We start from the raw sequence: 25,746 nt of genomic DNA, 5'->3' as shown, positions 1-25,746 counted from the left end.
GGCGGGGTCATGTGCTGGCCTCCAGGGCGGAGTAGTCGATCTTGCCGGTGGCCAGCAGCGGCAGCCGGTCGACCGCCCGCACGTCGAACCCGCTCCAGTGCAGCCGCAGCTCCGCCCCCAGCCGCCGGGCCAGCATGGTGCGGCCGGCCGCGTCGAGGCCCTCGGCCCAGACAGTGACGCGGTCGTCGCCGCTGGTGGCGGCCACCGGGCCGTGGTCGCGCAGGGCGCGTTCGACGTCGTCGAGGTTCACCCGCACCCCGAACACCTTGGCGATGCGCTTGACCCGGCCGGTTACGTGCAGGAAGCTCTCGTCGTCGAGGTGGCCGAGGTCGCCGGTGCGCAGCGTGCCGCCCAGCGTGTCGCCCAGCGCCAGGTCGGCGGCGGTCTCCGCGTAGCCCATCATGACGTTCGGCCCGTGGTAGACGATCTCGCCGTCGTGGACGGTGAGCCGGCCGCCGGGGATGGCCCGCCCGACCGAGCCCGGCTTGTCGGCCAGCCGGTCCGGCGGCAGGACGGTGATGCGGGCGGTGGCCTCCGTCTGGCCGTACATGACGTAGAACCGCTCGGCCCCGGCGGCGAACTCGGTGACCAGCTCGGGCCTGAGCCGGCCACCGGCCTGGGTGAGCGTGGCGAGCGCGGGGTGTTGCGCCGGGTCGAAGCGCAGCCTGCGCAACATCTCGTACTGGTAGGGCACCGCGGCCAGCGAGGTGCAGCGGTGCGCGTCGAGATGGGTCCAGAACGAGCGTTCGAGCAGCCCGGCGTCGGTCAGCATCACGGTCGCGCCGGCCACCAGGTGGCTGTTCAGCACCGACAGGCCGTAGCTGTAGTAGAGCGGCAGGCTGGTCGGCGCGACCTCGCCGGGGCCGATGGCCAGCGCGGTGGCGATCGCGACGGCGTTGGACAGCACGGCCGTGCGCGACAGGCGGACGAGCTTCGGGTTGCCGGTCGAGCCCGACGTGGCCAGCAGGACGGCGAGGTCGGGATGGGGCGGCGGCGCGTCGCCGCGCGCGGCGGGCGAGCCGTCGGCCGAGTGCGCGAAGCCGAACATGGCGGCCGGCCTGAACCGGGCGGCCAGCTCGGTGAGCGCGCCTGCCGACAGGTCGGGGTCGAGCAGTGCCACGGGCCGGCCGAGCTGGAAGGCGGCCAGGTAACGCAGCACGGAGGCCAGGTCGTTGCGCATGCCGCAGAACAGCGGGCCGGGGCGCAGGCGCACCAGCGAATCGGCGGTGCGCGAAACGGCGCTGACCAGCTCGTCGCCGCGGAGGCCCTCCTGATCTCCAGCGACGACGAGCCGGGCTTGTGGGTGTGGGAACATCACGGCTTTCCTGAGGTGACGAGCAGGACGCGGCGCGGACCGGCGAGCAGGACCCTGCGCGAGGCGGCGAGCGGTGCGCGGCGCGGGCTGGCCAGCGGGGCGGGCAGGCGGCTCGTGGGCACGGCCGGGGTGACGCTCCGGCTCACAGCACGAGCCCGCCGTCGACGCCGAGCACCTGGCCGGTGATGAAGCCGGCCGCCGGCGAGAGCAGGAACGCCGCGGCGTGCGCCACGTCGCCCGGCCGGCCCAGCCGGCCCAGCGGGGTCGCGGCGACGACGGATTCGCGCGCGTGTTCGTCGAGCGTGGCCAGCATGTCGGTCTGGATGTAGCCGGGCGCCAGCGCGTTGACCCGGACGCCGGCCGGGCCGAGTTCCTTGGCGGCGGCGAGCGTGAGACCGACCAGCGCGGCCTTGGCGGCCGAGTAGACGGCCTGGCCGAAGCCCCCGCGCAGGCCCATCACGGACGAGATCAGCACCACGGCGGGCGCCTCGCCCCGGCGCAGCAGCCGCAGCGAGGACTGCAGGGTGTGGGTGGCGCCGACGGCGTTGACCGAGAACAGCCGGTCGATCGTGTCGGTGTGCACCAGCCCGAGCACGCCGGCCGCGTGGACGCCCGCGTTGACGACGAGCGCGTCGAGCCGCCCGTGCCGCTGGTAGATGCGACGCATGGCGGCCGAGACCTCGCCGGGCGCGGACACGTCGCCGTGCACGGAGTCGGTGTCGCCGCCGGTCTCCGCGGCCACCTCGGCGGCGGCCTTGGCCGCTCGCTCGGCGTCGCGGCCGTGCAGGACGACGGTGTGGCCGGTGCCGGCCAGCCGGGCGGCGATGGCCCGGCCGATGCCCTTCGTGGACCCGGTGACCAGCGCGACGCGGCCGTCAGACGGCAGCGGCGCCGATGCCATGCTTCTCCAGCAGCCCGGCCGCCTTGGCGAACGAGCTCATGTCGATCATTTCGTCGGTGTCGATCATGATGGAGTACTCGTCCTCCATCGCGGCGATCAGCGACATGTGGGCCAGGGAGTCCCACTGCGGGATGGCCCGGTATTCGAGGCCGTCGACGTCGGCGTCGGGCGCGAGGCTCAACGACGAGCGGAAGACGACCCGCAGGCGCTCGAGATGACTCATGATCACTCACTCTCTGTCTTCAAGCCACGACGTAGTGTAGCGGTGAAAGAGAGCCAACAGAAACCAAGAACCCGGCCCCGGTAATGGAAGCGTATAACCGCGCGGAGCGAGCCCGCGGGGCTGCGAACGTGGGATAGGGCACGCCAACCACTACAGGGAAAACAATGGACGAATCCAACCACTGGTACGGACACTCCCGCATTCTCGGACGATATTGCGGGCTGTCCGACGACACGCCGAGGCGCATTCAGGGATTCCTCCAGCACGGGTGGAACTACCTGCACGGTTTCCCGCCGAACGATCACTGGTGCAGCCCCGGCTACCCCCGTTTCATCTGGTCGGACGTGCTGCGCAGGCGCGGCTGGTCGATGGGCAGGAGAGGGCACTACCTCATCGGCGCGCCCTGGATCTACCTTCTCGACCTGGAACCCGATCTCGGCCGGACCGCTGAACGCAGGGGCACGATCTGGTATCCCTTTCACGGCTGGGAAAAGCATTCCGTCAGCGGCGACCACGCCCGGCTCGCCGCAGAAATCGGAGAAGTTGAGACGGAACCGGTGACGGTCTGTCTTTATTGGCTGGAATATGCGAATCCCGACATCAGGCGGGCTTACCAGGAACGGGGTTTTCGCGTCATCTGCCACGGTGAGCGCGGTTCCCGCTGGGAGGCCACCGGGCGCGACTTCCTGACCAGGCAGCTCAAGCAGTTGCGGCGGCACCGCAGGGTGGCCTCCAACCGGCTGGGCAGCGCGCTGTTCTACGGCGCCTCGGTGGGCTGTGAGATCGCCGTCTACGGAGACCCGATGCAGCTCGAGGACGAACGCCCCGAGTACGGGGGCACGGCGCGGCGGCTGCGGCTCTGGCCCGAGCTGCACGGCGCCCGGGTCGATCCCGGGGCGGCCATGGAGGCGGCCAGGCGCGAGCTGGGATTCGAGTATCAGGCGACACCGGAGGAACTACGGCGAATGTTCGGATGGAAGCGGGTGCGATGCGCATGAACGGGGCACCGGAGCATGTCCGGTGGAGGCGGGGGCGATGCAGGTGAACGAGGCACCCGGGAACGTCCGGCTCATCGGCGGAGAGATGCTGCTCTGGTCGGACATGTCCGACGCGGCCGGCGGCATCGACTGGCGGGGCGTGGCGCTGGAGCTGATCAGCCGGATGATCCCGCCCGGCGGCCGGGTCCTGATGGTCGGGCCGCACCCGCGGACCCTGGTGGACGACGTGGTGGCGCGGGCCGGCTCGGTGTCCCTGCTGCTGCGGTCCTACCCGGACGCCTGTGACCTGGGCGAGCGGCACCCCGAGCTGGCCGTGCACTGCGGCCGGCTGGAGAAGTTCACCGCCGGCGAGTCGTACGAGCTGGTGCTCGCGCTCGACGGGCTGCGGCGCACGCACTCGGCCGAGGCGCCGGCGGCGGCCTGGCGCGAGTCGCTGGCCGCGCTGGCCGGGCTGGTCGCGCCGGCTGGCCGGCTGGTGCTCGGCGTGCGCAACGACCTGGGCGTCGACAGGTTCGTCGAGGCCAGGCCCGCCGATCGGGAAGGCGCGGACGACCAGTGGGCGCCGCACGGTTTCGACCCGAGCTACCCCGGCGGCCCGCGGGCGCTGGACCGGGGCCTGGAGGCGGCGGGCCTGCGCGTGCATCGCTGCTACGCCGCCTACCCGGAACGCCGGGCGCCGCGGGCGCTGCTGTCCAGGGAGGCGCTGGCCGGCGGCCTGCCCGACGCGCTGACGTTCCCGCTCAGCGCCAGGGGCGGCGACCGGATGCTGGTGGCCGACCCGCTGCGGCTGACCCGGCTGGTGTTCAGGCACCGGCTGGGCGAGGAACTGGCCCCGCTCTGGCTGACCGTGGCCACCCGCCCGGCGCAGGAAGACGACGACGTCTCGCCGGTTCGTCCCGACTGCGAGGCGAGCGGGCTGGATCTCCCGTTCGGGCTGCTCGAAGAGGCGTGGGAGGACGGCTCGGTGGTGCACGAGCTGACCACGTCGGGCACCCGCCGCCTGCCCGACGGCGAGGAACGCCCGATCCCTGCCGGTCGTGTCGTGGCGGAGATCCTGGTCGAGGCGTGCGCCCGTGAAGACGTCAAGGCCGTGCGCGACCTGCTCGGCCACCTGGCCGCGTGGGTGGGAGACGGCGGCGAGGGCGCCATCGACAGCCTGGTCTGGGACGGCGAGCGCTTCTCCGCGATCAGCCCCGCATCCGGCGGCCCGGCGGGCAGCCGCCTGGCCGGTCGCATCGGCGCGCGGCCCGAGCCGCGCGTGGTGCTGTGCGGGATCCTGTGGCGTTTCGCGGTACGCCTGCTCGCCGCCGGTCACCACCACCCCTGGCCGTGGCCGCTGGAGGCGGACCAGCTCACGCTGACGTTGTGCGGCATGGCCGGGCAGCCGTGCGACCAGGGCGACCTGGACCTGGCACGCAAGCTCGACGCCGAGCTGGGCCGGCCGGCCGAGCTGGCGGAGTCCGCGCCGACCTACCGCGACCTGCTGGGCGCCCGCGACCGGCTGGCCGACCAGCTCACCGCGGCCCTGGCCAGGGTGTCCAGGCTGGAGACCAAGCTGTCCTACCGCGAGCGCGAGCTGGTCAGGGCCAAGGCCAAGCTGCGCAGGACGCAGCGCAGGGCCACCGCCTACCGCCGGACGCTCGGCTACCGGCTCTCGCGCCGCCTGGCCCGCCCGCGCAAGGTCGCCCGCCGCGTCATCCGCCTGCTGTCCGGCTGAACGTCCCCCGGACCGCAGGCCCCCGCTCAGCAGCGCCGTCAGGCCCAAGAAGAGGAGCTCACGTGCCGGTTCTCTCGGTGATCGTCCCGTTCCGCAACGTCGAGAAGTACCTCGGCCCCTGCCTGGACTCCATCGCCGCGCAGACGTTCACCGACCTGGAGGTGATCTGCGTGGACGACGGCAGCGACGACGGCGGCCCGGCCCTCGTCCAGTCCAGGCGCGGGCAGGACCCGCGGATCCGCCTCATCAGGCAGGAGCACCGGGGCGTCGGCCGGGCGCGCAACGTCGGCGTGCGCGAGGCGACCGGCCGCTACCTGGCCTTCGTGGACGGCGACGACACGGTGCCGCCGAGCGCGTTCAGGCGGCTGGTCTCCTCGCTCGAAGCCTCCGGCTCGGACCTGGCCTGCGGAAACGTCATGCGGCTCTACCGGAACCTGCTCATGCCGTCGTGGGCGCACCGCGAGGCGTTCGCCGAGCCGATGAAGGGCACGCACATCACCCGGCATCCGCTGCTGGTGCGCGACCGCATGTTGTGGAACAAGGTGTATCGCCGCTCGTTCTGGGACGGACTGGGTCTCAGCTTCCCGGAGCGCATGTACGAGGACCAGCCGGTCGCCATCCGCGCCCACGTGGGGGCGTCGGCCGTGGACGTGCTGCCCAAGGTCGTCTACCACTGGCGGCAGCGCGACGAGCCGGGCTCCTCGATCACCCAGCGCCGCCTGGAGCCGGCCAACCTGCGTGACAGGATGCTGTCGGTGCTGGAGACGTCCGCGCTGCTGGAGGCGGCGGCGCCGCAGCTCAAACCGGACTTCGACGGCGACACCCTGGACATCGACCTGGGCGTGGCCGTCGAGGCCGTCGCCAGGCTCGGCGAGCGGACGGATCCCGCGCTGCTCGACCTGATCGTCGGCTATCTCGACGGCGTGGCGCCGGAGTCCTGGCTGAGCATCCCGTTCGAGCACCGGCTGCAGGTGCACCTGCTGCACCGGCGCCGGCTCGGCGACCTGGCCGAGGTGTTCGAGCAGGCCCGCGCCGGGCATCTGCAGCCGCGCGTCAGCTCCGCCGGCCTGCTGCGCAAACGCTGGTACGGGCACCACCCGGACCTGCCTGGACACCTGTCGGAGGTGTCGGGCGAGCTGGGCGTCAAAGCCAGGCTGACGGCGCTGGAGTGGCGGGACGGCGTGCTCACCGGCGCCGGACGGGTGGCGCTCGGCCGGTTCGACGCCACCGAGCTGCGCCGGGTCAGGGTCCGACTCCGGCTGGAGGAGCGCAAGACCGGCGAGATCGTCCCGCTGTCGGACGAGAGCGTCACGGCCACCTGGGAGAACGTCGAGCTGGACAGCGGCGACCAGGCGCCGGAGCACGCCTTCCCGTTCCGCTTCGCGTTCGACCCCGACGTGCTCACGCCCGCCCAGCTCGCCCGGCGCGGGCACTGGGAGCTGCGCGTGCACCTGCGCGGTCCCGGGCTCAGGCTCGACGGCAAGGTGGGCGGGCCGCGCTGGCAGCCGCCCCTGGTCCCGGCGCCGCGCCGCAGGTCGGGCGTGTGGCTGGTGCCGGTACGCACCGCCAAGGGCTCCTGGGGGATCCGGCTGCGGCGCGCGGAGGCGCTCATCGGGGAATGCCGCGTGGACGACGGCGACCTGGTCTTCGCCGGCCGGATCAGCGACGTGGGCGACGGCGAGCCGGTGCTCAGACTCGTCCGCAAGGACGACGGCGAGGAGATGTACTTCCCGGTCACCCTCGACGGACGCGACTTCCGCGCCCGGGTGCCGCTGGCCGGCATCGACGAGGCCGTCGGGGACGAATCGTGGTGGGAGGTCGTCATCGACCAGGGCAAGCCGATCCGGCCGCTGCTGAAGACCCAGGAGCGGCCGGTGGTGACCGTCGCCGAGCGGCGGTTCCTCATCGACCGCTCCGACGACGGCGGCCTGCTGCTGGCCGAGCGGGAAACCCGGCCGGAGCCCCTGGCCGAACCCTCAGCCGAGGATGGCTGAGAGCGTTTCCGCGACCCGCTCCTGCTGCCCGTCCGACAGGTCGGGGAACAGCGGCAGCGACAACTCCTCCGCGTAGTACGCCTCGGCCCGCGGGCACATGCCGCGCCGGTAGCCGAGGTCCTCGAACACCGGGTGCCAGTAGGCCGGGATGTAGTTGACCTGGACGCCGATGCCCGCCGCCCGCATGCGCTCGTACACCTCGCGGCGGCGCCCGCCCCCGACCCTGACCGGGTACAGGTGCCAGCTCGGGGTGACGTAGGCGCGTTCGGCCGGCAGGGTCAGCCCGGGCACGTCGCGCAGCAGCAGGTGGTAGCGGGCGACCAGCTCGGCGCGGCGGGCGCGGAAGCGTTCGAGCCTGCGCAGCTGGCTCAGGCCCAGCGCGCACAGCACGTCGGGCAGCCGGTAGTTCAGCCCGAACTCGTGCACCTCCTGGTGCCAGCCGCCGTGCTCCGGGTCGCGCTGCTCGGCCGGATCTCTGACCAGGCCGTGGTTCCTGAACCTGGCCGCCGCGGCGTGCCTGAGCGGGTCCTTGACGGCCACGGCCCCGCCCTCGGCGGTGGTCACCGTCTTGGTCGGGAAGAACGAGAACGTCGTCAGGTCGGCGACCGAGCCGACCGGCCGGTCCTTGTAGGCCGCGCCGATGGAGTGGGCCGCGTCGGCGATCAGCACGGCACCCGCCCGCTTGGCGACGGCGCGCAGCTCGTCGTAGTCGGCGGGGTGGCCGGCGTAGTCGACCGCGGTGATCGCCCTGGTCCGCCACGACGCCAGCGCGGCCACCGCCTCGGGGTCGAGGTTGCCGGTGTCCGGCTGCACGTCGGCGAACAGCACCCGGGCGCCGCGCAGCGCGGCCGTGGCCGCCGTGGCCACGAACGTCAGCGGCGAGGTGATCACCTCGTCCGACGCGGCGTCGCCGTTCCCGACCCCGGCGGCCGCGTAGGCGACGTGCAGGGCGGCGGTGCCCGAGGTGACCGCCACGCAGGGCACGCCGCCGGTCCAGCGCTCCAGCTCCGACTCGAACGCGGCCACCGCGGGACCCGTGGTCAGCCAGTCGCCGCGCAGCACCTCGACCACCGCCTCGATGTCGGACTCGTCGATCGACTGGCGGCCGTAGGGCAACATCAGGCACTCACCATGGCGCGCAGGTCGTCCACCGACAGCCACCGGTCGTTGGTGTCGGAGCGGTAGGCGAAGCCCTCCGGCAGCTCCTCGCCGATCTGCGGCGGCACGTAGCCCCAGGTGGCGATGGTGGGCTGCACCACGTAGCGGTCGGTCAGCCGCAGGGTCCTGCGGCCGTCGTCCGGGCCGATCATCTCCTCGTGCAGCTTCTCGCCCGGCCTGATGCCGACCTCGTAGACCGGGCTGTCGGGCGCCAGCGCCTCGGCCAGGTCGGTGATGCGCATGCTCGGGATGCGCGGCACGTACAGCTCGCCGCCCTGCATCAGGTCGAAGGAGTCGACCACGAACCTGACGGCCTGGTCGAGCGTGATCCAGAACCTGGTCATGCGCTTGTCGGTGATCGGCAGGCTGTCGCCCTGCGCGGCCAGCCGCTGGAAGAACGGCACCACCGAGCCCCTGCTGCCCACCACGTTGCCGTAGCGGACCACGGCGAAGCGGGTGGCGTGCCCGGCCGCGTAGTGGTTGGCGGACACGAACAGCTTGTCGGCCACCAGCTTCGTGGCGCCGTACAGGTTGATCGGGCTGGACGCCTTGTCGGTGGACAGCGCCACCACCTTGCGCACGCCGCAGTCGATCGCCGCCTCGACCACGTTCTGTGACCCGGCGACGTTGGTGCGGACGTACTCGAACGGGTTGTACTCGGCGGTGTCGACCTGCTTCAGCGCGGCGGCGTGCACCACGTGGTCGACCCCGTGCATGGCCCTGGTCAGCCGCTCTCTGTCTCTGACGTCGCCGATGAACCAGCGCGTGCGCTCGTCGTCGCCGAAGAGCTGGCGGGCCTCGTACTGTTTGAGCTCGTCGCGGGAGAAGACGACCAGCCGCCGCACGCCGAGCGAGTCGAGCGCGTGACGGATGAACGCCTTGCCGAAGGACCCCGTGCCTCCGGTGATCAGAATCGACGATCCACTGAGAATGCTCACGCGGCCCCCTGAAATCGCGTTTACGCGGTGTAGTCGTCCAAGCTGGGCGGTAGCATAGCGCGAGCAATTGATGACGCACGGTCACAACGGGGGAATGGGGCTTCGGTGCGCATTGTGGGAATTGTTCAGGCCCGGATGGGCTCGACGAGACTTCCGGGCAAGGTGCTGCGCGATCTCGGCGGACGTTCCGTGCTCAGCTGGGTGGTCAGCGCCGTACGCGAATCGGCCGCACTCGACGACCTGGTGGTGGCCACCACCACCGAGTCGGCCGACGACGCGGTTGTCGCCGAGTGCCTGAGACTCGGAGTGCCGTGGCACCGGGGTCCGGTCGACGACGTGCTCACCAGGTTCATGCGGGTGCTCGACGAGCGCCCGGGCGACGCGGTGATGCGGTTCACCGCCGACTGCCCGCTGCTCGACCCGGCCGTGATCAGGGAGGCGGCGCTGGTCTACCGGGCCGTTCCCGGGCTCGACTACCTCAGCACGAGCCTGGCGCGCACGCTGCCGCGCGGCCTCGACGTCGAGATCGCGAGCCTGCCCGCGCTGCGCCGCGCGGACCGGGAGGCCACCGGCTACCACCGCACCCACGTCACCTCCTACGTCTACTCCGAGCCCGGCGACGGGCGGCTGCTCGGCCTGGCCTACCAGCCCGCGGCGCCCGACCTGCGGGTCACGCTCGACACCGAGGACGACTGGCGGCTGATCTCGCGCCTCGTGGCCGAGTTCGGCGACGCGACCGTGCCGACCAGGGTGCTGATCGACTGGTTGCGCGCGCGTCCCGAGGTGCGCGGACTCAATGCCCACGTCGAGCAGAAAGCCTTGCAGGAAGCGTGACACGGCGCAGAGTAGGAGTCCCGGCGGTCGGCGGCACGCGCCGCAGGATCGAGGTCCCGGCCATCGAACTGACCGGCCGCCCGGGGCGGAGCAGAACCGAGGAGCCCAGGCGCGCGCCAGGACCGGTCGCCATCAGGTGCGACGCGGGCGCCCGCAGCGGGGCCGGCCACCTGGTGCGATGCGTGGCGCTGGCCGAAGAGCTGCGGTCGCGCGACGTCGAGGTGATCTTCCTGGGCGACGTGTCGGGCTCGGAGTGGGCACGGGCCCAGCTCGACGAGCGCGACCTGCCGCTCGTCGCCGCGCCCCGGCCGCCGGCCGAGCTGGCCGCCCGGGTGCGCGAGCTGGGCGTGACGAGGGTGGTGCTCGACTCGTACGAGCTGGCCCCGGGCACCGGCGCGGCGCTCAGGCAGGCCGGCGCGGCCGTGCTGGCCATCGTCGACGGCGACCCGCGCGGCCAGGAGGCCGACCTCTACCTCGACCAGAACCTCGACGCCGAGCGGCGGCCGTTCACCGGCGAGCGGCTGGCGGGCGCCGACTACGTCCTGCTGCGCGACAGCGTGCGCCAGTGCGACAGGGTCGCCCGAGACACGGGCGCACGGGACACGGGCGGCGGAGGCGCGGGCGGCGGCGACGGGCGCACGCCCAGGGTGTTGTGCTTCTTCGGCGGCACCGACGCGGCCGGCGTGGCGCCCGCCTGGGTGGAGGCGCTGTGCGCGACGGGCCGCCCGTTCGAGGCCATCGTGATCAGCGAGGAACCGTTCGAGACCCGCGGCCCCATCGTGGTCATCCCGCCCACCGACGCGCTGCCCGAGCTGATGGCCCAGGCCGACCTGGTGGTCACGGCGGCGGGCTCGGCCAGCTGGGAGCTGCTCTATCTGGGCGTGCCCACCGCGCTGACCTGGGTGGCCGACAATCAGCTCATCGGCTACGAGGCCCTGGTGGGCAGGAGCGCGGCGGCCGGGCTCGGCGACGCGCCGGGCCCGGCGGCGGTCGAGACGCTGTCACGCCTGCTCGCCGACCCCGCCTGCCGTGAGGAGTACGGCAGGCGGGGCGGCGGGCTGGTCGACGGCAAGGGCAGGGAACGCGTCGCCGACGCCCTGCTCGCGCTGTGACAGTCAGACCCTAGACGAGGTCCCAGGTCAGCGGGGTGCCCTTGGGCGCGTCCCTGGTGAAGCGGCGGCCCATCACGTCGGCCGCCGCCGCCGGGGGCAGCCCGCCCGCCGGCCGGATGGAGCGTACGTTCTGCTCGGTCACCGCCTCGCCGGCCCGCACGTCGCGTATCACGTACAGCGAACGGCGGAAGCGCAGCGACTCGCGCTCCGAGGCACGCGGCCCGATGGCCGGGCTGCCCAGCGACTGCCAGGCCCGCTCGCTCTCGGTCACCAGCGTGGCCAGCTCGGCGGGCTCCAGCGAGAAGGCCGCGTCGACCCCGCCTTCCGCCCGGGAGCGGGTGACGTGCTTCTCGATCAGGCAGGCGCCCAGGGCGACGGCGGCCAGCGCGGCGCCGAGCCCGGGCGTGTGGTCGGAGACGCCCACCACGGCCCCGGTGAGCCCGGCCAGCAGCGGCAGCGAGCGCAGGTTGCTCTCCTCGGGCGCGGCGGGGTAGGCGGCGGTGCAGGCCAGCACCGCGAGCTGGGCGCAGCCCGCTTCGCGGGCGGCCTCGACGGCGGCGTGGATCTCCGCGATGGACGCCATCCCGGTGGAGATGATCAGCGGCTTGCCGGTCGCGGCGACCAGCCTGATCAGCGGCAGGTCCACGATCTCCGACGACGCGATCTTGTACGCCGGCGCGCCCAGCTTCTCCAGCAGCTCCACGGCCGTCGGGTCGAACGGCGAGGAGAAGGCGATCAGCCCGCGCTGCCTGGCCCGGTCGAAGATCGGCGCGTGCCACTCCCAGGGCGTGTGCGCCCGCTCGAAGAGCCGGTAGAGCCGCTCGCCGCCCCACAACTCGTGCTCGCCGCCGATGCGGAAGGCCGGGCCGTCGGCGTCGATGGTGATCGTGTCCGGCCGGTAGGTCTGCAGCTTCAGGGCGTGGGCGCCGCTGTCGGCCACCGCGTCCACGATGGCCAGCGCCCGCTCCAGGCTGCCGTTGTGGTTGCCGGACATCTCCGCCACCACGAAAGGCGGCTGCCCGACGCCGATCGGCCGGCCCGCGATCGAGATCATTCCTGGCCCTCCTTGGTCAGCTGGATCGCGATGACCTCGCGCTCCATTCCGTCGACGCACCGCTGGTAGGCGCCGACCTCGCTGAAGCCGAAGCGCTGGTGCAGCCGTCTGACCGGCTCGTTGTCGGCCAGCACCTCGCCGCGCAGCGCCGTCAGGCCGAGCGGGCCGAAGGCGTGGTCGATGGCCTCGCGTTCGAGCTCCACCCACGCCTCCAGCAGCGCACCGGCCTGCTCCAGCCCGTCGAGGTCCAGGTAGTAGCCCCAATAGCCGCTGCGCGACTCCGGATGCAGCCCGGTGTAGGAGACCACGCCGGCCGGCCGCTCGCCGTGGTCGTAGATCAGCACCTGCTTGCCGGGGTCGGCGCTGGTGTCCGCCCACCACTGGGCGTGCTCGGCGGCGGGGATCTCGTGGGTGGAGAAGCTGGCGGCGCGTACCCGGGGGTGGTTCCGCCAGCGGAGCATTTCGGGCAGATCACGGTTCTGGACGCGTCTCAGCATCTGCTCCCCTTACTATTCGTGCTCAGAACAATGCACAACGTAGCGGATCTCGTGTCCGGTAAAGAGCTGATCAGCGAACCCGTCAGCGACCCAAGGAGCACATCGGCATGGTCCCCCTGCTGAGCGTCGTCGTCCCGTTCTACAACGTCGAGCCGTACATCACGGAATGCCTGAAGTCGCTGGCCGCCCAGACGATCGAGGACCTGGAGGTCATCCTGGTCGACGACGGCTCGCAGGACGGCAGCAGGCAGGTGGCCGAGGACTTCGCCGGCCGCGACGAGAGGTTCGTCCTGGTCGAGCAGTCGAACCGGGGTCCAGGCCCGGCCCGCGACGAGGGGGTGCGCCGGGCCAGGGGCACCTACCTGGCCTTCGCCGACAGCGACGACGTGGTGCCGCCGGACGCCTACCGGCAGCTCGTCGCCTCGCTCCGCGAGACCGGCTCGGACCTGGCCTGCGGCGGGGTGCGGCGCATCGTCGACGGTCAGACGGCCGAGTCCACGCTGCACGAGAAGGTGTTCAGGCGCCGCCAGCTGTGCACCCACATCACCGACCGGACGTCGCTGGTCAGGGACAGGACGGTGTGGAACAAGGTGTACCGGATGGACTTCTGGCGGGCCCAGGAGCTGTCCTTCCCCGCCGGGATCTACGAGGACGTGCCCGTCGCCATGCGTGCCCACGTCCTGGCCACCACCGTGGACGTGCTCGACGACGTCGTCTACCACTGGCGCAAGCGCGAGTCGGGCGAGACCTCGATCACCCAGCGTCGGGCCGAGCTGGCCAACCTGCACGAGCGGCTGGCCGCCATCAGGTCGGTACGCGCCTTCCTGGACGAGCGCGCGCCCGAGCTGCTGCGTCCCTTCGACGCGCTGGTGCTGGAGAAGGACATCGCGTTCCTGTTCCAGGCGCTGGAGGAGGGCGGTGCGCACGAGCCGCTGGTGGACCTGGGCAATGCCTGGCTGGCCGAGCTGAGCCCGCAGGCGCTGGCCGCCGCGCCGTCGCTGCGCCGGCTCGAACTGCACCTGCTGCGCCGCGGCCTGGTGCGCGAGCTGTGCCACGTGCGCGAGTTCCGCCGCTCCCGGGTCGACGGCACCCGCGTGGTGGCCCGCGGCCTGCGCAACGTCGGCTGGTACGGCGACTACCCGTACTTCCGCGACCGGCGGCTGCGCATCCCCGACGAGGTGTTCGACGCCCGCGAGGAGCTCAAGCTGGTGGCCAAGGTGGACGAATGCGCCTGGACGGGAGACGCGTTCCGGCTGCACGGCCAGGTGTCGATCCACCGGGTCGAGCGCAAGCCGGGCAAGGTGTACCTGTGGCTGAGCGACGGCAAGCGCAAGGTGCCGCTGGAGGCGCGCCGCCTGCGCGACCACCGGTTCGTCGCCGACATCGACCCGAGCCTGCTGGCGCGCGGCGGCCCGACCTGGAAGCTGCACGTGCGCGCCGAGACCAAGGGTCTGGTGCTCAAGACGCACTTCCGGCACGGCGAGGCGCCCGGCACGTGGCGCTTCACCGTGCCGGGTTGGTCAAGAAGCGGCATGGACATCTCCCAGTAGTTCCAGTAAGTAATCGTTCCACCGCGCGGCGTCGCCATGCTGGAATGCATGAGGACCTATTCGCTGGAAGACGTCCACGAGACACGCAAGCGGAGAGATTCCTGGTGGACCGTGTATTTCGTGGACCCGGTCGCCTGCCGGGTCGCCCTTTCCGTGGCCAACCGCACGGGGATCACGCCCAACGGGCTCACGGTGTTCTCGCTGGTCCTCGGCATGGTTTCGGCCGCCTGCTTCGCGATGAACCAGCTCGTGGCAGGCGCCGTCCTGTTCTATCTGAGCTTCACGATCGACTGCGTGGACGGCAAGATCGCCAGGCTCAAGGGCACGGGCACGCCCTTCGGCCTCTGGCTCGACTACGTGGGGGACCGGGTCAGGGTGATGCTCTGCGCCACCGGCCTGGCCTACGGGCAGTACGCGGTCACGGGGGACGTGAGCTACGTCGTGCTGGGTGCGGCGGTGGCGGTGCTCGACCTGTTCAGGTACGTCAACGCGCCGCAGATGAAGCGGGTCCGCGAGGCCGTCAGGGAGGGCCGGCCGGAATCGGACCTGGACGCCGGCCTGGAGCTGGAGGAGGGCCTGGACCCGAGGCCGGAGCCGCTGGAGCGGATTCCCCGCACGCCGAGCTTCCCGCGGCGGCTCAACAGGTTCCTGGCCCGGCACCGGGTGCGCTCGCACCTGGTCAGCGGCATCGAGTTCCACGCCGCGGTGTTCGTCGTCGCGCCCCTGATCGGCGTGGTGGCGCTGATCCCGCTCTCGGCGGCCGCCGGCGTGTTGCTCCTCGCCAACGAGATCTTCCTTGTCTACCGGATGTGGCTCTTCACGCGCAGGCACAGCGTGGCCTCCCAGGAGAGCCGAGAGCACGTTCTCGTCTAAGTTTTCGGGGGTTAGAACGAAATGTCCGACCGACCGGTCTTCGTCATCGGATGCCCGCGCTCCGGCACGACGATGCTCCAGCTCATGCTGCACTCGCATCCCCGCATCGCCGTGGCTCCAGAGACGCGCTTCCTCGTTCCCGCTTATTACCGGCGGCGGACCTGGGGCGACCTGCGTACCGAGCAGCGCCGCAAGGCGCTGGCCGAATGGATCGCGACCGACCGCAGCACCAAGTTCCGCGAGCTCAAGATCGACAAGAACGAGTTCGTCCGCCAGTCCGTCGAGGGGCCGGGCTCGCTCGGCTCGGTGATCGGCACCGCGTTCCGCATGTACGCCGACCGCTTCGACAAGAAGCGCTGGGGCGACAAGCGGCCCAGCTACGTCAAGCAGGTGGACATGCTGCTCAGGCTGTTCCCCGACGCGCAGTTCATCCACCTCATCAGGGACGGCCGCGACTGCGTGGCCTCGCTGAAGGAGATGCCCTGGTACACCCTGGACTCCTTCCACGCGATCTCCACCTGGGCCGAGGCCATGGACGCCGGCGCCAAGCTGCGCCGCACGATGTCCCAGGACACCTACTTCGAGCTGAAGTACGAGGACCTGACCGACGACCCGGCCACCGAGCTGAAGCGGCTGTGCCACTTCCTGGAGGAGGACTTCTCCCCGGCGATGATCTCCCCGCGCGAGGCGGCCAGCGTGGCCGTCCCGCTGCACAAGGTGTGGCACCAGAACACGCACGGCGAGGTCACCCGCAGCCGCGTGGGCAGCTGGGCCAACCGGCTGGACGACTGGGAGATCGCGCTGTGCGAGCACACGCTCGGCGACCGGCTGCAGGCCATGGGCTACGAGCTGACCGGCGCGCCCAAGCCGGCCAAGGAGCACATCACGGCCTGCCAGAAGACCATGCAGAAGCGCAAGGCCAGCAGGACACGCAAGCACATCCGTGACAGGCTCAACCGGCTGCGCGAGCCCAGCCCGGTGGCCGCGCTGCTCACCTCGGGGCAGCGGTCGCTGGCCGGGGTGCCGCAGCAGCGCCCTGACTCCGACGCCGAGGTGGCCGAGCAGGCCGTGTAGTCCCGGACCCGGGACTCGCTCACCGGTCGATGTGGGCGAACAGCCGCTCCCACCGATCCAGGACGGGGTCGAGGCGGAACGCCTCGGCCCTGGCCCGGGCGGCGGCGCCGAGCAGCCGCCGCCGCGGCCGTGAGCCCATGAGCCCGGCCAGCTCGGCGGCGAAGGCCGGCACGTCGCCCGGCGGCACCAGCACCGGCCCGGCCGAGCGCACGCCGCCCGACACGTCGAACGCCACCGCGGGCACGCCGTGCGCGGCCGACTCCAGCAGCACCACGGGCAGCCCCTCGTGTTCGCTGGTCAGCGCGACGAGCGAGGCGTCGAGGTATTCGCGCGGCATGTCCGCGACCGGCACCAGGCCGCGGAAGACCACCCGGTCGGCGATCTCCTCGCGCTCGGCGTGCGCGCGCAGCCTCTCGCGTTCCGCGCCGTCGCCGATCAGGTGCAGCTCCCAGCCCGGTGGCGGCTGGGCCGCGGCGAAGGCGCTGATCAGCCGGTCGAACCGCTTGACGCCCTCCAGCCTGCCGACGCCGAGCACGCGGGGCGCGTCGAGCGTGGACACCTCCTCAGGCCAGTTCGCCAGCGGGTTCGGCAGCGCCCAGGCGTTGGGCAGCAACGCGCCTTCGGAGAAGCTCCACGCGTCGTCCTCGCTGAGGAAGACCGCCTGGTCGAGGTCGAGATAGTGCTTCCTGATCGAGCCGAGGTGCCAGCAGCCGGCGGCGTGCTCGAAGGAGCCGTGGTACTGGCCGATCGGGCGGAAGCCGGCCGGCAGCCGGTCCTTCAGCGCGGTCACCACGCTGGGCGAGGTCATCACCGCGTAGCCCGGCGGGATCCCGTCGAGCAGCCGCTTCAGCCGGCGCTCCGAACGGCGGCGGCCCAGCGGGCCCTCCCGGCCGACCGGGTCGGGGCTGACCACGTGGTGGTGGTAGCGCGGGCGGTCGACGTAGCGGAAGGGACGTTCCGCCCGGTGCAGCCCGATCACGTGCACCTCGTGCCCGCGTGCCGCCAGGCCCTGGGCGAGCGTGTGGGTCACCTGCTGGACGCCGCCGAGCGTGTCGGCGTCCAGGCAGGCGAAGACCACGCTCACCGGGCACTCTCCTCGGCGACCTGCGGCTGCTCCCGATCGGCGGCGGCGGGGCGGCGGCCGCAGAAGAAGTCGTCCACGACGCGGGCGGCGGCGTCGCCGCGCTCGTCGGCGCACCACAGCTCGCGGAAGGCCGCGTAGCGCTCCTGGAAGGCGGCGTGCGTCTCGGGCAGCTCGCGCAGCGTCGCGATCAGCTCGTCCGTGGTGGACACGCACGCGCCGGGCGCGATGGCCGGCAGGTCGTGGTAGACGCCGCGCTCCGACAGCCGGTACTCGTCCCAGTCGTCGATGTAGAACACCATCGGCTTGCCGGTGAGCGCGTAGTCGCACATCACCGAGGAGTAGTCGGTGAGCAGCGCGTCGGAGGCCAGCATCAGGTCGTTGATCTCCGGGTACGACGACGCCTGCCGGACGAAGTGCCGCAGGTGCTCGGGCGGGCTGTAACGCTCGACCGGGTGCGTGCGCAGGATCACCACCCACTCGTCGGCCAGCTCCTCGGCCATCCGCTCCAGGTCCGCCCGGACCGACCGGCCGCTGCGCTTGTGCCGGTCCCGGTAGGTGGGCGCGTACAGCAGGATCTTCCGCCCGGGCGGGATCTCCAGCCGTTCCCGCACGTCGCCCACCGGCTCGGCGTTGACCAGGGCGTCGCAGCGCGGTGTCCCGTACCGGTAGACGGTGCCGGTGTAGCCGTTGGACGGCAGGAAGACGCGGGAGAACTCGGCGCTCGGCGAGACCAGCGCGTCCCAGCGGGCCACCGCCGCCCGCCACTGGGCCCGCGGCTTGTCGAAGTCCGAGCGCAGGTCGGGCGCGTCGAAGCCGATCGACTTGATGCCCTGGCCGTGCCAGGTCTGCAGGTAGCGGGTGCCCGGCGGCTTGGGGTAGTCGAGCGGGAAGCCGTGGCTGTCGACCCAGATGCCGGCGCGGGCCATCGTCCAGACGTACTTCCAGCTCCCCCGGCGGACCAGGCGCGCGTCGGCGGGGAAATTGGCCCGGTTCCTGGCCACCGACCAGACCACCTCGATGGGCAGATCCCGGCGGCGCAGCTCCTCGTAGATGGCGCGCGGGCTGCCGCCGTAGCTCTTGCCCACGTCCGACTCGAACAGCGCCAGGTCGGGACGCCGCGGCACCACCTTGATCAGCGCCTTGTACACGCGCAGCTTGTTCTTCGGGGTGCTGAGCCGCTTCAGCGCCTTGCGCCTGAGCAGCCGAAGGCCCGAGCGGGCCAGCGAGCGCGGGCGTACGGCCAGGTAGGCGGCGTAGCCCTCGGGCTTGAGGCGGCAGCCGTTCAGCTCGACCTCGTCCATGGCGGGATCGACGATGAGCCGGTCGGTGGTGGTGTGCCCGTCGTGGGCGCGGGTGAAGCCGATGCTCGGGTCGCAGCGGCCCGACGGGGTGAAGGTGATCTCGCTGACGTATCCGCCCGTGCCGGTCGGCTTCGGGCTGATCGGGATCTTCCGCGCGCCGAGCCGCAGGAACGCCGACCAGTCCGTGGGCAGCGCGCCGAACGGGTCGTAGGTGCGCACGGTCATCCTGACCCGTTCGCCGTCGACGGCCAGGTCGCTCACCTCGTGCCTGAGCCTGGAGGCGGTGAAGGGCAGCTCGGCCAGGCGCAGCGCGGTGATGTCCAGGCCGGGGCTGACCGTGGGGCCCCAGTACGTCCGCCCGTCGAACTGCACGGCGGCCCGGGGCGCGGCGCGCGGCCCGGTCAGCGAGCCGGCCGCCACCCGCAGGTCCTCGGCCCGGCCGGCGAGGATGAGATGGCAGCACACCCGGGTCAGCGGGTCCAGCCGGTCGAGCACCCCGGCCGGCATCTCCTCCAGGTACGACCGCACGACCCCGGCGAACTCCTTGATCCACGTCAGGTCGCGGGCCGGCAGCGGGTTGAGGTAGACCCGCAGGTCCTGGCGCAGGAACCGGTGCTGCCGCGCGGGCACCAGGTCCTCCTCGCCGTAGGCGCGCAGGATGTCGTCGCTGAGCCTGGCGGCGATCACCCGCTGCCGGACGTTGTCCATCTCGTCGATGCTGAGCGAGATCGAGTCGCTGCCGCGGGCCCGGTGCCAGTGGTAGACCGTCCAGGGCACGATCGCGAACCGGCGTGACAGCGCGTACAGCTCGGTGGCGAAGACGTGGTCCTCGTAGAGGATGTCCTCGGGGAAGCGCAGCACCTTGTCGCGCAGCCAGGCCACGTTGTACAGCTTGTTCGTGCTGAAGGAGTCGAGGAACAGCTCGGGCTCCTCGCGGATGCCGTGCACCACCCGCCGCCTGGCGAACAGCGACGGGTAGTACGGGTTGAGCCGGCCGTTCCACTCGAACAGCCGCGAGATCTGGCCGGAGACGAAGTCCGCGCCGGTCCGCTCGATCTCGGTGAGCAGGCTCTTGCAGGCGTGCCTGGGCAGTTCGTCGTCGCTGTCGAGGAACATCAGGTACGGGGCGGCGGCCGCGTCGATGCCGTCGTTGCGTGGCGCGCCGCAGCCGCCGCTGTTGACGTCTCTGCGCAGGTAGCGGACCCGGGGATCACGGCGTGTCAGCGCGGCGGCGACGCGCGGCGTGTCGTCCGTGCTCGCGTCGTCGACGATGATCACTTCGAGGTCGCGCAACGACTGGCCGAGCACGGAGCGCACGGCTCTCGGCAGCCGAGCCGCGTCATTGTACGAGATGACCACCACGGTGCAGTCAGGCATTCCATCCCCCAGTCAGCGCCTGGGTATGGGGCTGCCCGCAGTAACGGGGATATGTCGGTACTTGAAGTCTTTTTACCTATGTATCCGGTCAGCGCATGAGACGCCGGATCAGCCACACCACGAACACCAGCGCCACCGCCGCCCCGGCGATCGGGACCAGCCGCTTGAGCAGCGGCGTGCCGGCGATCTCCAGCAGGTCGAGCGCCTCCTCGTCGGGCGTGCGCGAGGTGCGCGAGGTGCCGCCAGGCCGGGTCACCGGCTCGGGCACCGCGCTCAGGTGCCGCTCCTCCTCCCGCACGGCCCTCTCCCGCACGGGCTCGCCGTCCGGCGCCTCCTCGACCGTGGACTCCGGCTCAGCCGTGGACTCCGCGACCTCGGGCTCGGGCGCGGTCACCTCCGGCGGGCTCGGCTCGGACAGCAGCTCGGCCAGGTTCGCCGCGAACCTGTCGATCAGCTTGGCGCCCACCTCGGCCATCACGCCCCGGCCGAACTGCGCCGGACGCCCCGTCACGTTGAACGACGTCTCGACGCTCACCCCGGTCGAGCCGTCGCCCCCGGTCAGCCTGGCCTTGACGGTGGCCGCCGCCGTGCCCGAGCCCCGCGCCTCCTTGCCCGAGGCCTGGATCGTCAGGGTGTGCTGGTCCTTGTCCACGTCCTCGAACCGGGCGGAGCCGCGATAGGTCACGGTGATCGGGCCGACCTTGACCTTCATCCTGCCGGTGAACTCGTCGCCTTCGAAGATGTCGAGCGTCGCCCCGGGCAGGCAGGGCGCGACCCGCTCGACGTCGAGCAGCACCGCCCAGGCCTGCTCGATCGGAACCGGAACAGTGAATTCGTGCTCGAACCGCATCGCCATCGATCCGCTCCTTCTCCCAGTGGTTGCGACCCTACGTCGGGGCCGGGCCGCCTGGAAGAGGCCCGTTCCGCTCAGCGGCAACCCGTTCCTCCCGTGCGGGGCGCCCCCGGCGGAGGCGCCCCGGGAAAGGACGGTCAGGGCGTGCCCGCGGCGGCGCGTACCGCGCGGTGGGTCAGCACCTTGGCCAGATGCCGCCGGTAGTCGGGCTGAGCGTGCAGATCGCCGGGCGGCGAGGTGTCGGCGTCCGCCTCCGCGCACGCCTGGCGCACCTGGTCGCCCAGCTCCAAGCCCTGCAGCGCGGACTCCGTCGCCCGGGCGCGCAACGGCACCGGACCCATGTTGGTCAGGGCGATCCTGGCCTCCTGGATCGAGCCGTTGGAACGCCTGACCGCCGCGGCCACGCCGACGATCGCCCAGGCCTGCGCCGTGCGGTGGAACTTCTCATAGTGGTAGCCCCAGCCCGCGCCCAGCTTGGGGACACGCACCCCGACCAGGATCTCTCCGGGACGCAACGCGGTCTCCAGGTAGTCGACGAAGAACTCGGCGGCCGGGATCTCCCGTTCGCCCCGCTCCGACGCGGTCACGAGCACGCCGTCCAGCGCCAGCACCACGGCCGGCAGGTCGCTCGCAGGATCGGCGTGGGCCAGCGAGCCGCCGAACGTGCCCCGGTGCCGCACCGCCGGGTCGGCCACGGCGGCGGCGGCCTTGGCGATCAGCGGGCAGTCGGCGTTGATCACGCCGGAACGCATGACCTCGTCGTGCGTGGCCAGCGCGCCGATGAACACATGGTCGCCCCGGTCGTGCACGCCCATCAGCCCGGGCAGCCGGCCCACGTCCACCAGTGTGGACGGGTAGGCCAGCCGCATCCGCAGCAGCGGCAGCAACGACTGGCCGCCGGCCAGGACCTTGGCGTCCTCGTCCGCGGCCAGGGCCCGGCAGGCCTCCTCGATCGAGCCGGGCCGCACGTAGTCGAACTGCGCGGGGATCATCGCGGCATCACTCCCTGTGCTCCCGCCTGGGCTCCGGCCAGCGCCCGCCAGACCCGTTCCGGCGTGCACGGCATCTGGACGTCGTGCACCCCGTGCGGGCGCAGCGCGTCGACGACCGCGTTGACCACGGCCGGCGTCGAGGCGATCGTGCCCGCCTCGCCCACGCCCTTGGCGCCCAGCGGGTTGCCCGTGGCCGGCGTCTCCGTGCGGTCGGTGACGAACGTGGGCAGATCGGCGGCCGACGGCAGCAGGTAGTCGGCCATCGTGGAGGTCAGCAGGTTGCCCTCGGCGTCGTAGACGGCCTCCTCGAACAGGGCCTGCGCGACGCCCTGGGCGATGCCGCCGTGCACCTGACCCTCGGCGATCAGCGGGTTCACCACCTTGCCGATGTCGTCCACGGCCACGTACGAGCGGATCTTCACCTGGCCCGTCTCGGTGTCCACCTCCACCGCGCACAGGTGGGTGCCGTGCGGGAAGGAGTAGTTCTCCGGGTCGAAGGTGGCCTCGGAGTCGAGCCTCGGCTCCACGCCGTCGGGCAGGTCGTGCGCGGTGAACGCGGCGAACGCCAGCTCCTGGATGGTCTTCTGGGAGTCGGTGCCCCGCACCTTGAACGCGCCGCCCGCGAACTCCAGGTCGTCGGGCGAGCATTCGAGCAGGTGCGCGGCCAGCTTGCGGGCCTTCTCCCGGACCTTCTCGCACGCCTTGAGCACCGCCACGCCGCCGATGACCAGCGAGCGCGAGCCGTAGGTGTCCATGCCCTTGTACGAGATCGCGGTGTCGCCGTACAGCACGGTGATGTCCTCGAACGGCACGCCGAGCGCGTCGGCCACGATCTGGCTCCACGCGGTCACGTGCCCCTGCCCGTGCGGCGTCGAGCCGGTGATGACCTCGATCTTGCCCGTCGGCAGCACCCGCACCGAGCCGTGCTCCCAGCCGCCCGCCCCGAACCTGGCGCCGCCCAGCAGCCTGGACGGGGCCAGCCCGCACATCTCCGTGTACGTGCTGACGCCGATGCCGAGCTGCACCGGGTCGCCCCGGTCACGCCGGTCGGCCTGTTCGGCCCGCAGCTTGTCGTAGCCGAACAACGCCATCGCCCGGTCGGTGGCCGCCTCGTAGTTGCCCGAGTCGTAGGTGAGACCGGAGATCGTGGTGAACGGGAACTCCTCGTGCTTGATCCAGTTGCGCCTGCGCACCTCCAGCGGGTCGAGACGCAGCTCGGCGGCGAGCTCGTCCATGATCCGCTCGATCAGGTACGTCGCCTCGGGACGGCCGGCGCCCCGGTAGGCGTCGGTCGGCATCTTCGTGGTGAACACGCCGGTGCAGGCGAACTCGTAGGCGTCCATCTTGTAGATCGCGTTGCACATGCTGCCGGCGAGCAGCGGGATGCCCGGCGTGAGCAGCAGGAAGTAGGCGCCCATGTCGGCGAGCAGCTCCACCTGCAGGCCGCGCAGCCGGCCGTCGGCGTTGGCGGCGATGCGCACATGCTGGATCTGGTCGCGCCCGTGGTGCACGGTGTGGTTGCCCTCCGAGCGCGACTCGGTCCACTTCACCGGACGGCCCAGCCGCCGCGTGAGCAGCAGGCAGAGCACCTCCTCCGCGGTCACCTGCAGCTTCGAGCCGAAGCCGCCGCCCACGTCGGGCGCGACCACGCGCAGCTTGTGCTCCGGGATGCCGGTCGTGACCGCCAGCATGACCCGCAGCACGTGCGGGATCTGCGTGGACGACCAGAGCGTGAACGCGTCGCCGTCGGTGTCGCACAGGATCGCCCGCGGCTCCATCGCGCTCGGGATGAGCCGCTGCTGGATGAAGGTCCGGTCGATGACGACCGGGGCGTCTCTGAAGGCCGCCTCGATGTCGCCGAACGCGTTCTTCATCGTGTACGCCTGATTGCCCGACTCGTGCACCTTCGGGCTGCCCGGCGTGAGCGCCTCGTTCATGTCCATGACCGCCGGCAGCGGCTCGTAGTCGACGTCGATGGCGTCGAGCGCGTCGGCGGCCAGGTAGCGGTCCGTGGCGACCACGCAGGCCACCGCCTCGCCGACGTAGCGCACCTCGTCCTTGGCCATCGCCGGGTGATCGGGGATGACGATGTCCTCCACCACCGGCCACGCGCACGGCAACGTGGTCTCGGCCGCCTCGAAGTCGTGGCCGCTGAACGCCGCCACCACGCCGGGCAGGCCGCGGGCCGCCGAGACGTCCACCCGGGTGATCCTGGCGTGCGCCATCGGGCTGCGCTTGAACATCACGTGCAGCACGCCGGGACGCGAGAGGTTGTCCGTCCACTGCGTGCGCCCCGTCAGCAGTCTCGCGTCCTCTTTGCGTTTCCTGGCCTTGCCCACCTCGGTCTCGGTCATGGCGTCTTCACCGCCTGGCCCATCTCCTGCGCGCCGCGCCGTACCGCGCGCACGATGTTGCAGTAGCCGGTGCACCGGCACAGATTGCCTTCCAGGCCCTCCCTGATCGCCTCTTCCGACGGCTCCGGGTTGTCTCTCAGCAGGTCGATCGCGGCCATGACCATGCCGGGCGTGCAGTAGCCGCACTGCAGCGCGTGTTCCTCGTGGAAGGCCTGCTGCATCGGGTGCATCGACCCGTTCACGCCCAGACCCTCGATGGTGACGACGTCGCAGCCGTCGGCCTGGACGGCGAGCACCGAGCAGCTCTTGACGCTCTTGCCGTCCATCATGATCGTGCAGGCGCCGCAGTTGCTGGTGTCGCAGCCGACCGGGGTGCCGGTCTTGCCCAGCCGTTCTCGTAGCAGGTGAACGAGCAGGAGCCGCGGCTCGACGTCCTCCTCGTACTTGACCCCGTCGACAGTGACGGTGATTCGGGGCATACGTCCTCCCTCAGGAGCAGGGGAAAGGCGGACACACGCCAACCTACGCCGGGGTTTTTCCCGGTCAAGGGTCACTTACGCCGGATCATCCGAGCAAAGATCGAAACCAGTCCCGCGAACCCCAGCCCCACCACCGTGACCGGGATCAACACCAGCGCATCGGTGATCGACCGAGTCAGGATCAGGATGCCGAGCACCACGAACAGGACCCCGCTGAGCAGGGCCATCCAGTCCGTCCTGTGCAGGCGGCGCGGCCGCTCCACCTCACGCGGCACGCCGCACCTCCATGTCGCCCAGGCCGCCCTTCAGGTTCAGCACGATCGTGGAGACGGCCGTCTTCGGCCTGGTCTCCGGTTCCAGGATCTTGTCGTGCTCGATGCCGACGCCGCTCTGGATCGACTGGCCGATCTTGATGTCGCCGATCTTGTTGGTGGCGTGCACCTCGACCTTGACGTCCGCGGGGACGATCACCGTCAGCTCGCCGATCGAGATCGCCGCGTTGAACGTGACCCGCGTGCCCGGGCTCAGCTTCAGCTCCGACAGGTCCAGCCGGCCCTCGCCCACGCCCGCGTCGTAGAGCCTGCTCGCCTCGGCCACGCTGGTCGGCTGCCAGTCGAACTCGCCGTAGTTGCGTGGCAGGCCGCCGAACATCAGCCCGACACCGATCAGCAGCGCGACCGTGGTGCCCGCGGCGACCAGCCCGGCGCCCCTGCCCCACCAGGCGGCGAGCAGCAGGCCGGCTCCGATGGTGACCAGCACGGCGCCGCCCACCAGGGTCGGGCTCACTCCGGCGGCCGATCTGGCTTGGACCGCCACGACGATCCCTCCAATGATGATTGCCAGCAAGATGGTGATGGGGCCGATGTACGACCGGGGGCGGGGTTCCTTCTTCCGCTGCGGCGGCGGGCCGCCGTACAGGGCCGGGTCGTAGGGCGAGTAGCCGCCGGGCCGGCGCGCCGGGTCGAGCGGGCGGTAGGGGCCGTTCGGGGCGAACGGCTCGCCGTACGGGCTCTGGCGCGGGGACGGCCTGCCGGGCTCAGGACGGCTGGGCTCAGGACGGCTGGGCTC

The 25,746-nt window shown here is 71.8% G+C and carries 24 protein-coding genes; 8 read left to right on the top strand and 16 right to left on the bottom strand.

The features are described from left to right. Nucleotides 1-7: 7 nt before the first annotated feature. The 4 genes from HII36_RS24310 to HII36_RS24295 are packed head-to-tail and all read right to left on the bottom strand — an operon-like array spanning nt 8 to nt 2,439. Complete coding sequence (locus HII36_RS24310) at nt 8-1,315, bottom strand: AMP-binding protein (protein ID WP_173525548.1); 1,308 nt, start codon at nt 1,313-1,315, stop codon at nt 8-10. Further along, nucleotides 1,315-1,461 (bottom strand): hypothetical protein, encoded by a 147-nt coding sequence (locus tag HII36_RS24305; protein WP_173525547.1) that lies wholly within the window; start codon nt 1,459-1,461, stop codon nt 1,315-1,317. Before HII36_RS24305 ends, HII36_RS24310 begins: the two co-directional genes overlap by 1 nt. Next, nucleotides 1,458-2,216 carry an SDR family NAD(P)-dependent oxidoreductase gene (locus HII36_RS24300; protein WP_173525546.1) on the bottom strand — a complete coding sequence of 253 codons (759 nt, stop codon included), beginning with the start codon at nt 2,214-2,216 and terminating at the stop codon, nt 1,458-1,460. The genes HII36_RS24305 and HII36_RS24300 overlap by 4 nt, the downstream gene beginning before the upstream one ends. Continuing rightward, complete coding sequence (locus tag HII36_RS24295; RefSeq protein ID WP_173525545.1) at nt 2,191-2,439, bottom strand: acyl carrier protein; 249 nt, start codon at nt 2,437-2,439, stop codon at nt 2,191-2,193. Before HII36_RS24295 ends, HII36_RS24300 begins: the two co-directional genes overlap by 26 nt. Before the next feature lie 164 nt (nt 2,440-2,603). Here HII36_RS24295 and HII36_RS24290 point away from each other — a divergent pair, with 164 nt between their 5' ends. From HII36_RS24290 to HII36_RS24280, 3 genes are all read left to right on the top strand, one after another. Next, nucleotides 2,604-3,437 carry a hypothetical protein gene (locus HII36_RS24290; protein ID WP_173525544.1) on the top strand — a complete coding sequence of 278 codons (834 nt, stop codon included), beginning with the start codon at nt 2,604-2,606 and terminating at the stop codon, nt 3,435-3,437. 37 nt (nt 3,438-3,474) lie between these two features. After that, nucleotides 3,475-5,154: a methyltransferase domain-containing protein gene (locus HII36_RS24285; RefSeq protein WP_173525543.1), complete on the top strand. Its 1,680-nt coding sequence runs from the start codon at nt 3,475-3,477 to the stop codon at nt 5,152-5,154. A gap of 62 nt (nt 5,155-5,216) precedes the next feature. Next, nucleotides 5,217-7,148, top strand: coding sequence for a glycosyltransferase (locus tag HII36_RS24280; protein WP_173525542.1), 1,932 nt, complete (start codon nt 5,217-5,219; stop codon nt 7,146-7,148). On the opposite strand, the gene HII36_RS24275 is transcribed toward HII36_RS24280, so the two are convergent. After that, complete coding sequence (locus tag HII36_RS24275) at nt 7,131-8,267, bottom strand: DegT/DnrJ/EryC1/StrS family aminotransferase (RefSeq protein ID WP_173525541.1); 1,137 nt, start codon at nt 8,265-8,267, stop codon at nt 7,131-7,133. The two genes, HII36_RS24280 and HII36_RS24275, sit on opposite strands and share 18 nt — an antisense overlap. After that, nucleotides 8,267-9,244 carry a UDP-N-acetylglucosamine 4,6-dehydratase (inverting) gene (pseB, locus tag HII36_RS24270; protein WP_173525540.1) on the bottom strand — a complete coding sequence of 326 codons (978 nt, stop codon included), beginning with the start codon at nt 9,242-9,244 and terminating at the stop codon, nt 8,267-8,269. The genes HII36_RS24275 and pseB overlap by 1 nt, the downstream gene beginning before the upstream one ends. 114 nt (nt 9,245-9,358) lie before the next feature. On the opposite strand from pseB, the gene HII36_RS24265 reads away from it, so the two are divergent. Continuing rightward, nucleotides 9,359-10,078 carry a glycosyltransferase family protein gene (locus HII36_RS24265; RefSeq protein ID WP_328807856.1) on the top strand — a complete coding sequence of 240 codons (720 nt, stop codon included), beginning with the start codon at nt 9,359-9,361 and terminating at the stop codon, nt 10,076-10,078. After that, nucleotides 10,075-11,190, top strand: a complete 1,116-nt coding sequence (locus tag HII36_RS24260; RefSeq protein WP_217369893.1) for a PseG/SpsG family protein — start codon at nt 10,075-10,077, stop codon at nt 11,188-11,190. Before HII36_RS24265 ends, HII36_RS24260 begins: the two co-directional genes overlap by 4 nt. 10 nt (nt 11,191-11,200) lie before the next feature. Here the strand turns inward: HII36_RS24260 and pseI are convergent, their stop codons facing one another. Together pseI and HII36_RS24250 are read right to left on the bottom strand one after the other, a co-directional pair. Then, on the bottom strand, nt 11,201-12,244 hold the full coding sequence (gene pseI, locus HII36_RS24255) for a pseudaminic acid synthase (RefSeq protein ID WP_173525538.1): 1,044 nt from the start codon (nt 12,242-12,244) through the stop codon (nt 11,201-11,203). Further along, a complete protein-coding gene (locus HII36_RS24250; RefSeq protein ID WP_173525537.1) occupies nt 12,241-12,741 on the bottom strand; it encodes a GNAT family N-acetyltransferase in 501 nt (166 codons plus the stop codon). The genes pseI and HII36_RS24250 overlap by 4 nt, the downstream gene beginning before the upstream one ends. 107 nt (nt 12,742-12,848) lie before the next feature. Here HII36_RS24250 and HII36_RS24245 point away from each other — a divergent pair, with 107 nt between their 5' ends. The 3 genes from HII36_RS24245 to HII36_RS24235 are packed head-to-tail and all read left to right on the top strand — an operon-like array spanning nt 12,849 to nt 16,238. After that, entirely contained in the window at nt 12,849-14,291 is a 1,443-nt protein-coding gene (locus HII36_RS24245; protein WP_173525536.1) for a glycosyltransferase family 2 protein, read from the top strand. Between the two features lie 48 nt (nt 14,292-14,339). Next, complete coding sequence (locus tag HII36_RS24240) at nt 14,340-15,164, top strand: CDP-alcohol phosphatidyltransferase family protein (RefSeq protein ID WP_236003822.1); 825 nt, start codon at nt 14,340-14,342, stop codon at nt 15,162-15,164. A 21-nt stretch (nt 15,165-15,185) separates the two neighbouring features. Next, nucleotides 15,186-16,238 carry a sulfotransferase family protein gene (locus HII36_RS24235; RefSeq protein ID WP_173525534.1) on the top strand — a complete coding sequence of 351 codons (1,053 nt, stop codon included), beginning with the start codon at nt 15,186-15,188 and terminating at the stop codon, nt 16,236-16,238. A gap of 19 nt (nt 16,239-16,257) precedes the next feature. Here the strand turns inward: HII36_RS24235 and HII36_RS24230 are convergent, their stop codons facing one another. The 8 genes from HII36_RS24230 to HII36_RS24195 all read right to left on the bottom strand — a co-directional run. Beyond that, nucleotides 16,258-17,322, bottom strand: coding sequence for a glycosyltransferase (locus tag HII36_RS24230; RefSeq protein ID WP_173525533.1), 1,065 nt, complete (start codon nt 17,320-17,322; stop codon nt 16,258-16,260). Then, nucleotides 17,319-20,000 (bottom strand): bifunctional glycosyltransferase/CDP-glycerol:glycerophosphate glycerophosphotransferase, encoded by a 2,682-nt coding sequence (locus tag HII36_RS24225; RefSeq protein WP_173525532.1) that lies wholly within the window; start codon nt 19,998-20,000, stop codon nt 17,319-17,321. The genes HII36_RS24230 and HII36_RS24225 overlap by 4 nt, the downstream gene beginning before the upstream one ends. A gap of 88 nt (nt 20,001-20,088) precedes the next feature. Then, on the bottom strand, nt 20,089-20,856 hold the full coding sequence (locus HII36_RS24220) for an SRPBCC family protein (protein ID WP_173525531.1): 768 nt from the start codon (nt 20,854-20,856) through the stop codon (nt 20,089-20,091). Nucleotides 20,857-20,990: 134 nt separating this feature from the next. Next, nucleotides 20,991-21,845 (bottom strand): FAD binding domain-containing protein, encoded by an 855-nt coding sequence (locus HII36_RS24215; protein ID WP_173525530.1) that lies wholly within the window; start codon nt 21,843-21,845, stop codon nt 20,991-20,993. Continuing rightward, on the bottom strand, nt 21,842-24,199 hold the full coding sequence (locus tag HII36_RS24210) for a xanthine dehydrogenase family protein molybdopterin-binding subunit (RefSeq protein WP_173525529.1): 2,358 nt from the start codon (nt 24,197-24,199) through the stop codon (nt 21,842-21,844). Before HII36_RS24210 ends, HII36_RS24215 begins: the two co-directional genes overlap by 4 nt. Continuing rightward, the gene (locus HII36_RS24205) at nt 24,196-24,678 is read right to left on the bottom strand and encodes a (2Fe-2S)-binding protein (RefSeq protein ID WP_173525528.1); all 483 of its coding nucleotides are present in this window, start codon (nt 24,676-24,678) and stop codon (nt 24,196-24,198) included. Before HII36_RS24205 ends, HII36_RS24210 begins: the two co-directional genes overlap by 4 nt. 71 nt (nt 24,679-24,749) lie before the next feature. Then, nucleotides 24,750-24,953, bottom strand: a complete 204-nt coding sequence (locus tag HII36_RS24200) for a hypothetical protein (RefSeq protein WP_173525527.1) — start codon at nt 24,951-24,953, stop codon at nt 24,750-24,752. After that, nucleotides 24,943-25,746 (bottom strand): LiaF domain-containing protein (locus HII36_RS24195; protein ID WP_236003821.1); only part of this gene is annotated, 804 nt, incomplete at its 5' end. The genes HII36_RS24200 and HII36_RS24195, both read right to left, overlap by 11 nt.

The organism is Nonomuraea antri, from assembly GCF_013283785.1.
In the GTDB taxonomy this organism is placed as follows: Bacteria; Actinomycetota; Actinomycetes; order Streptosporangiales; family Streptosporangiaceae; genus Nonomuraea; species Nonomuraea antri.
This window is presented reverse-complemented; position numbering and strand designations above follow the sequence as displayed.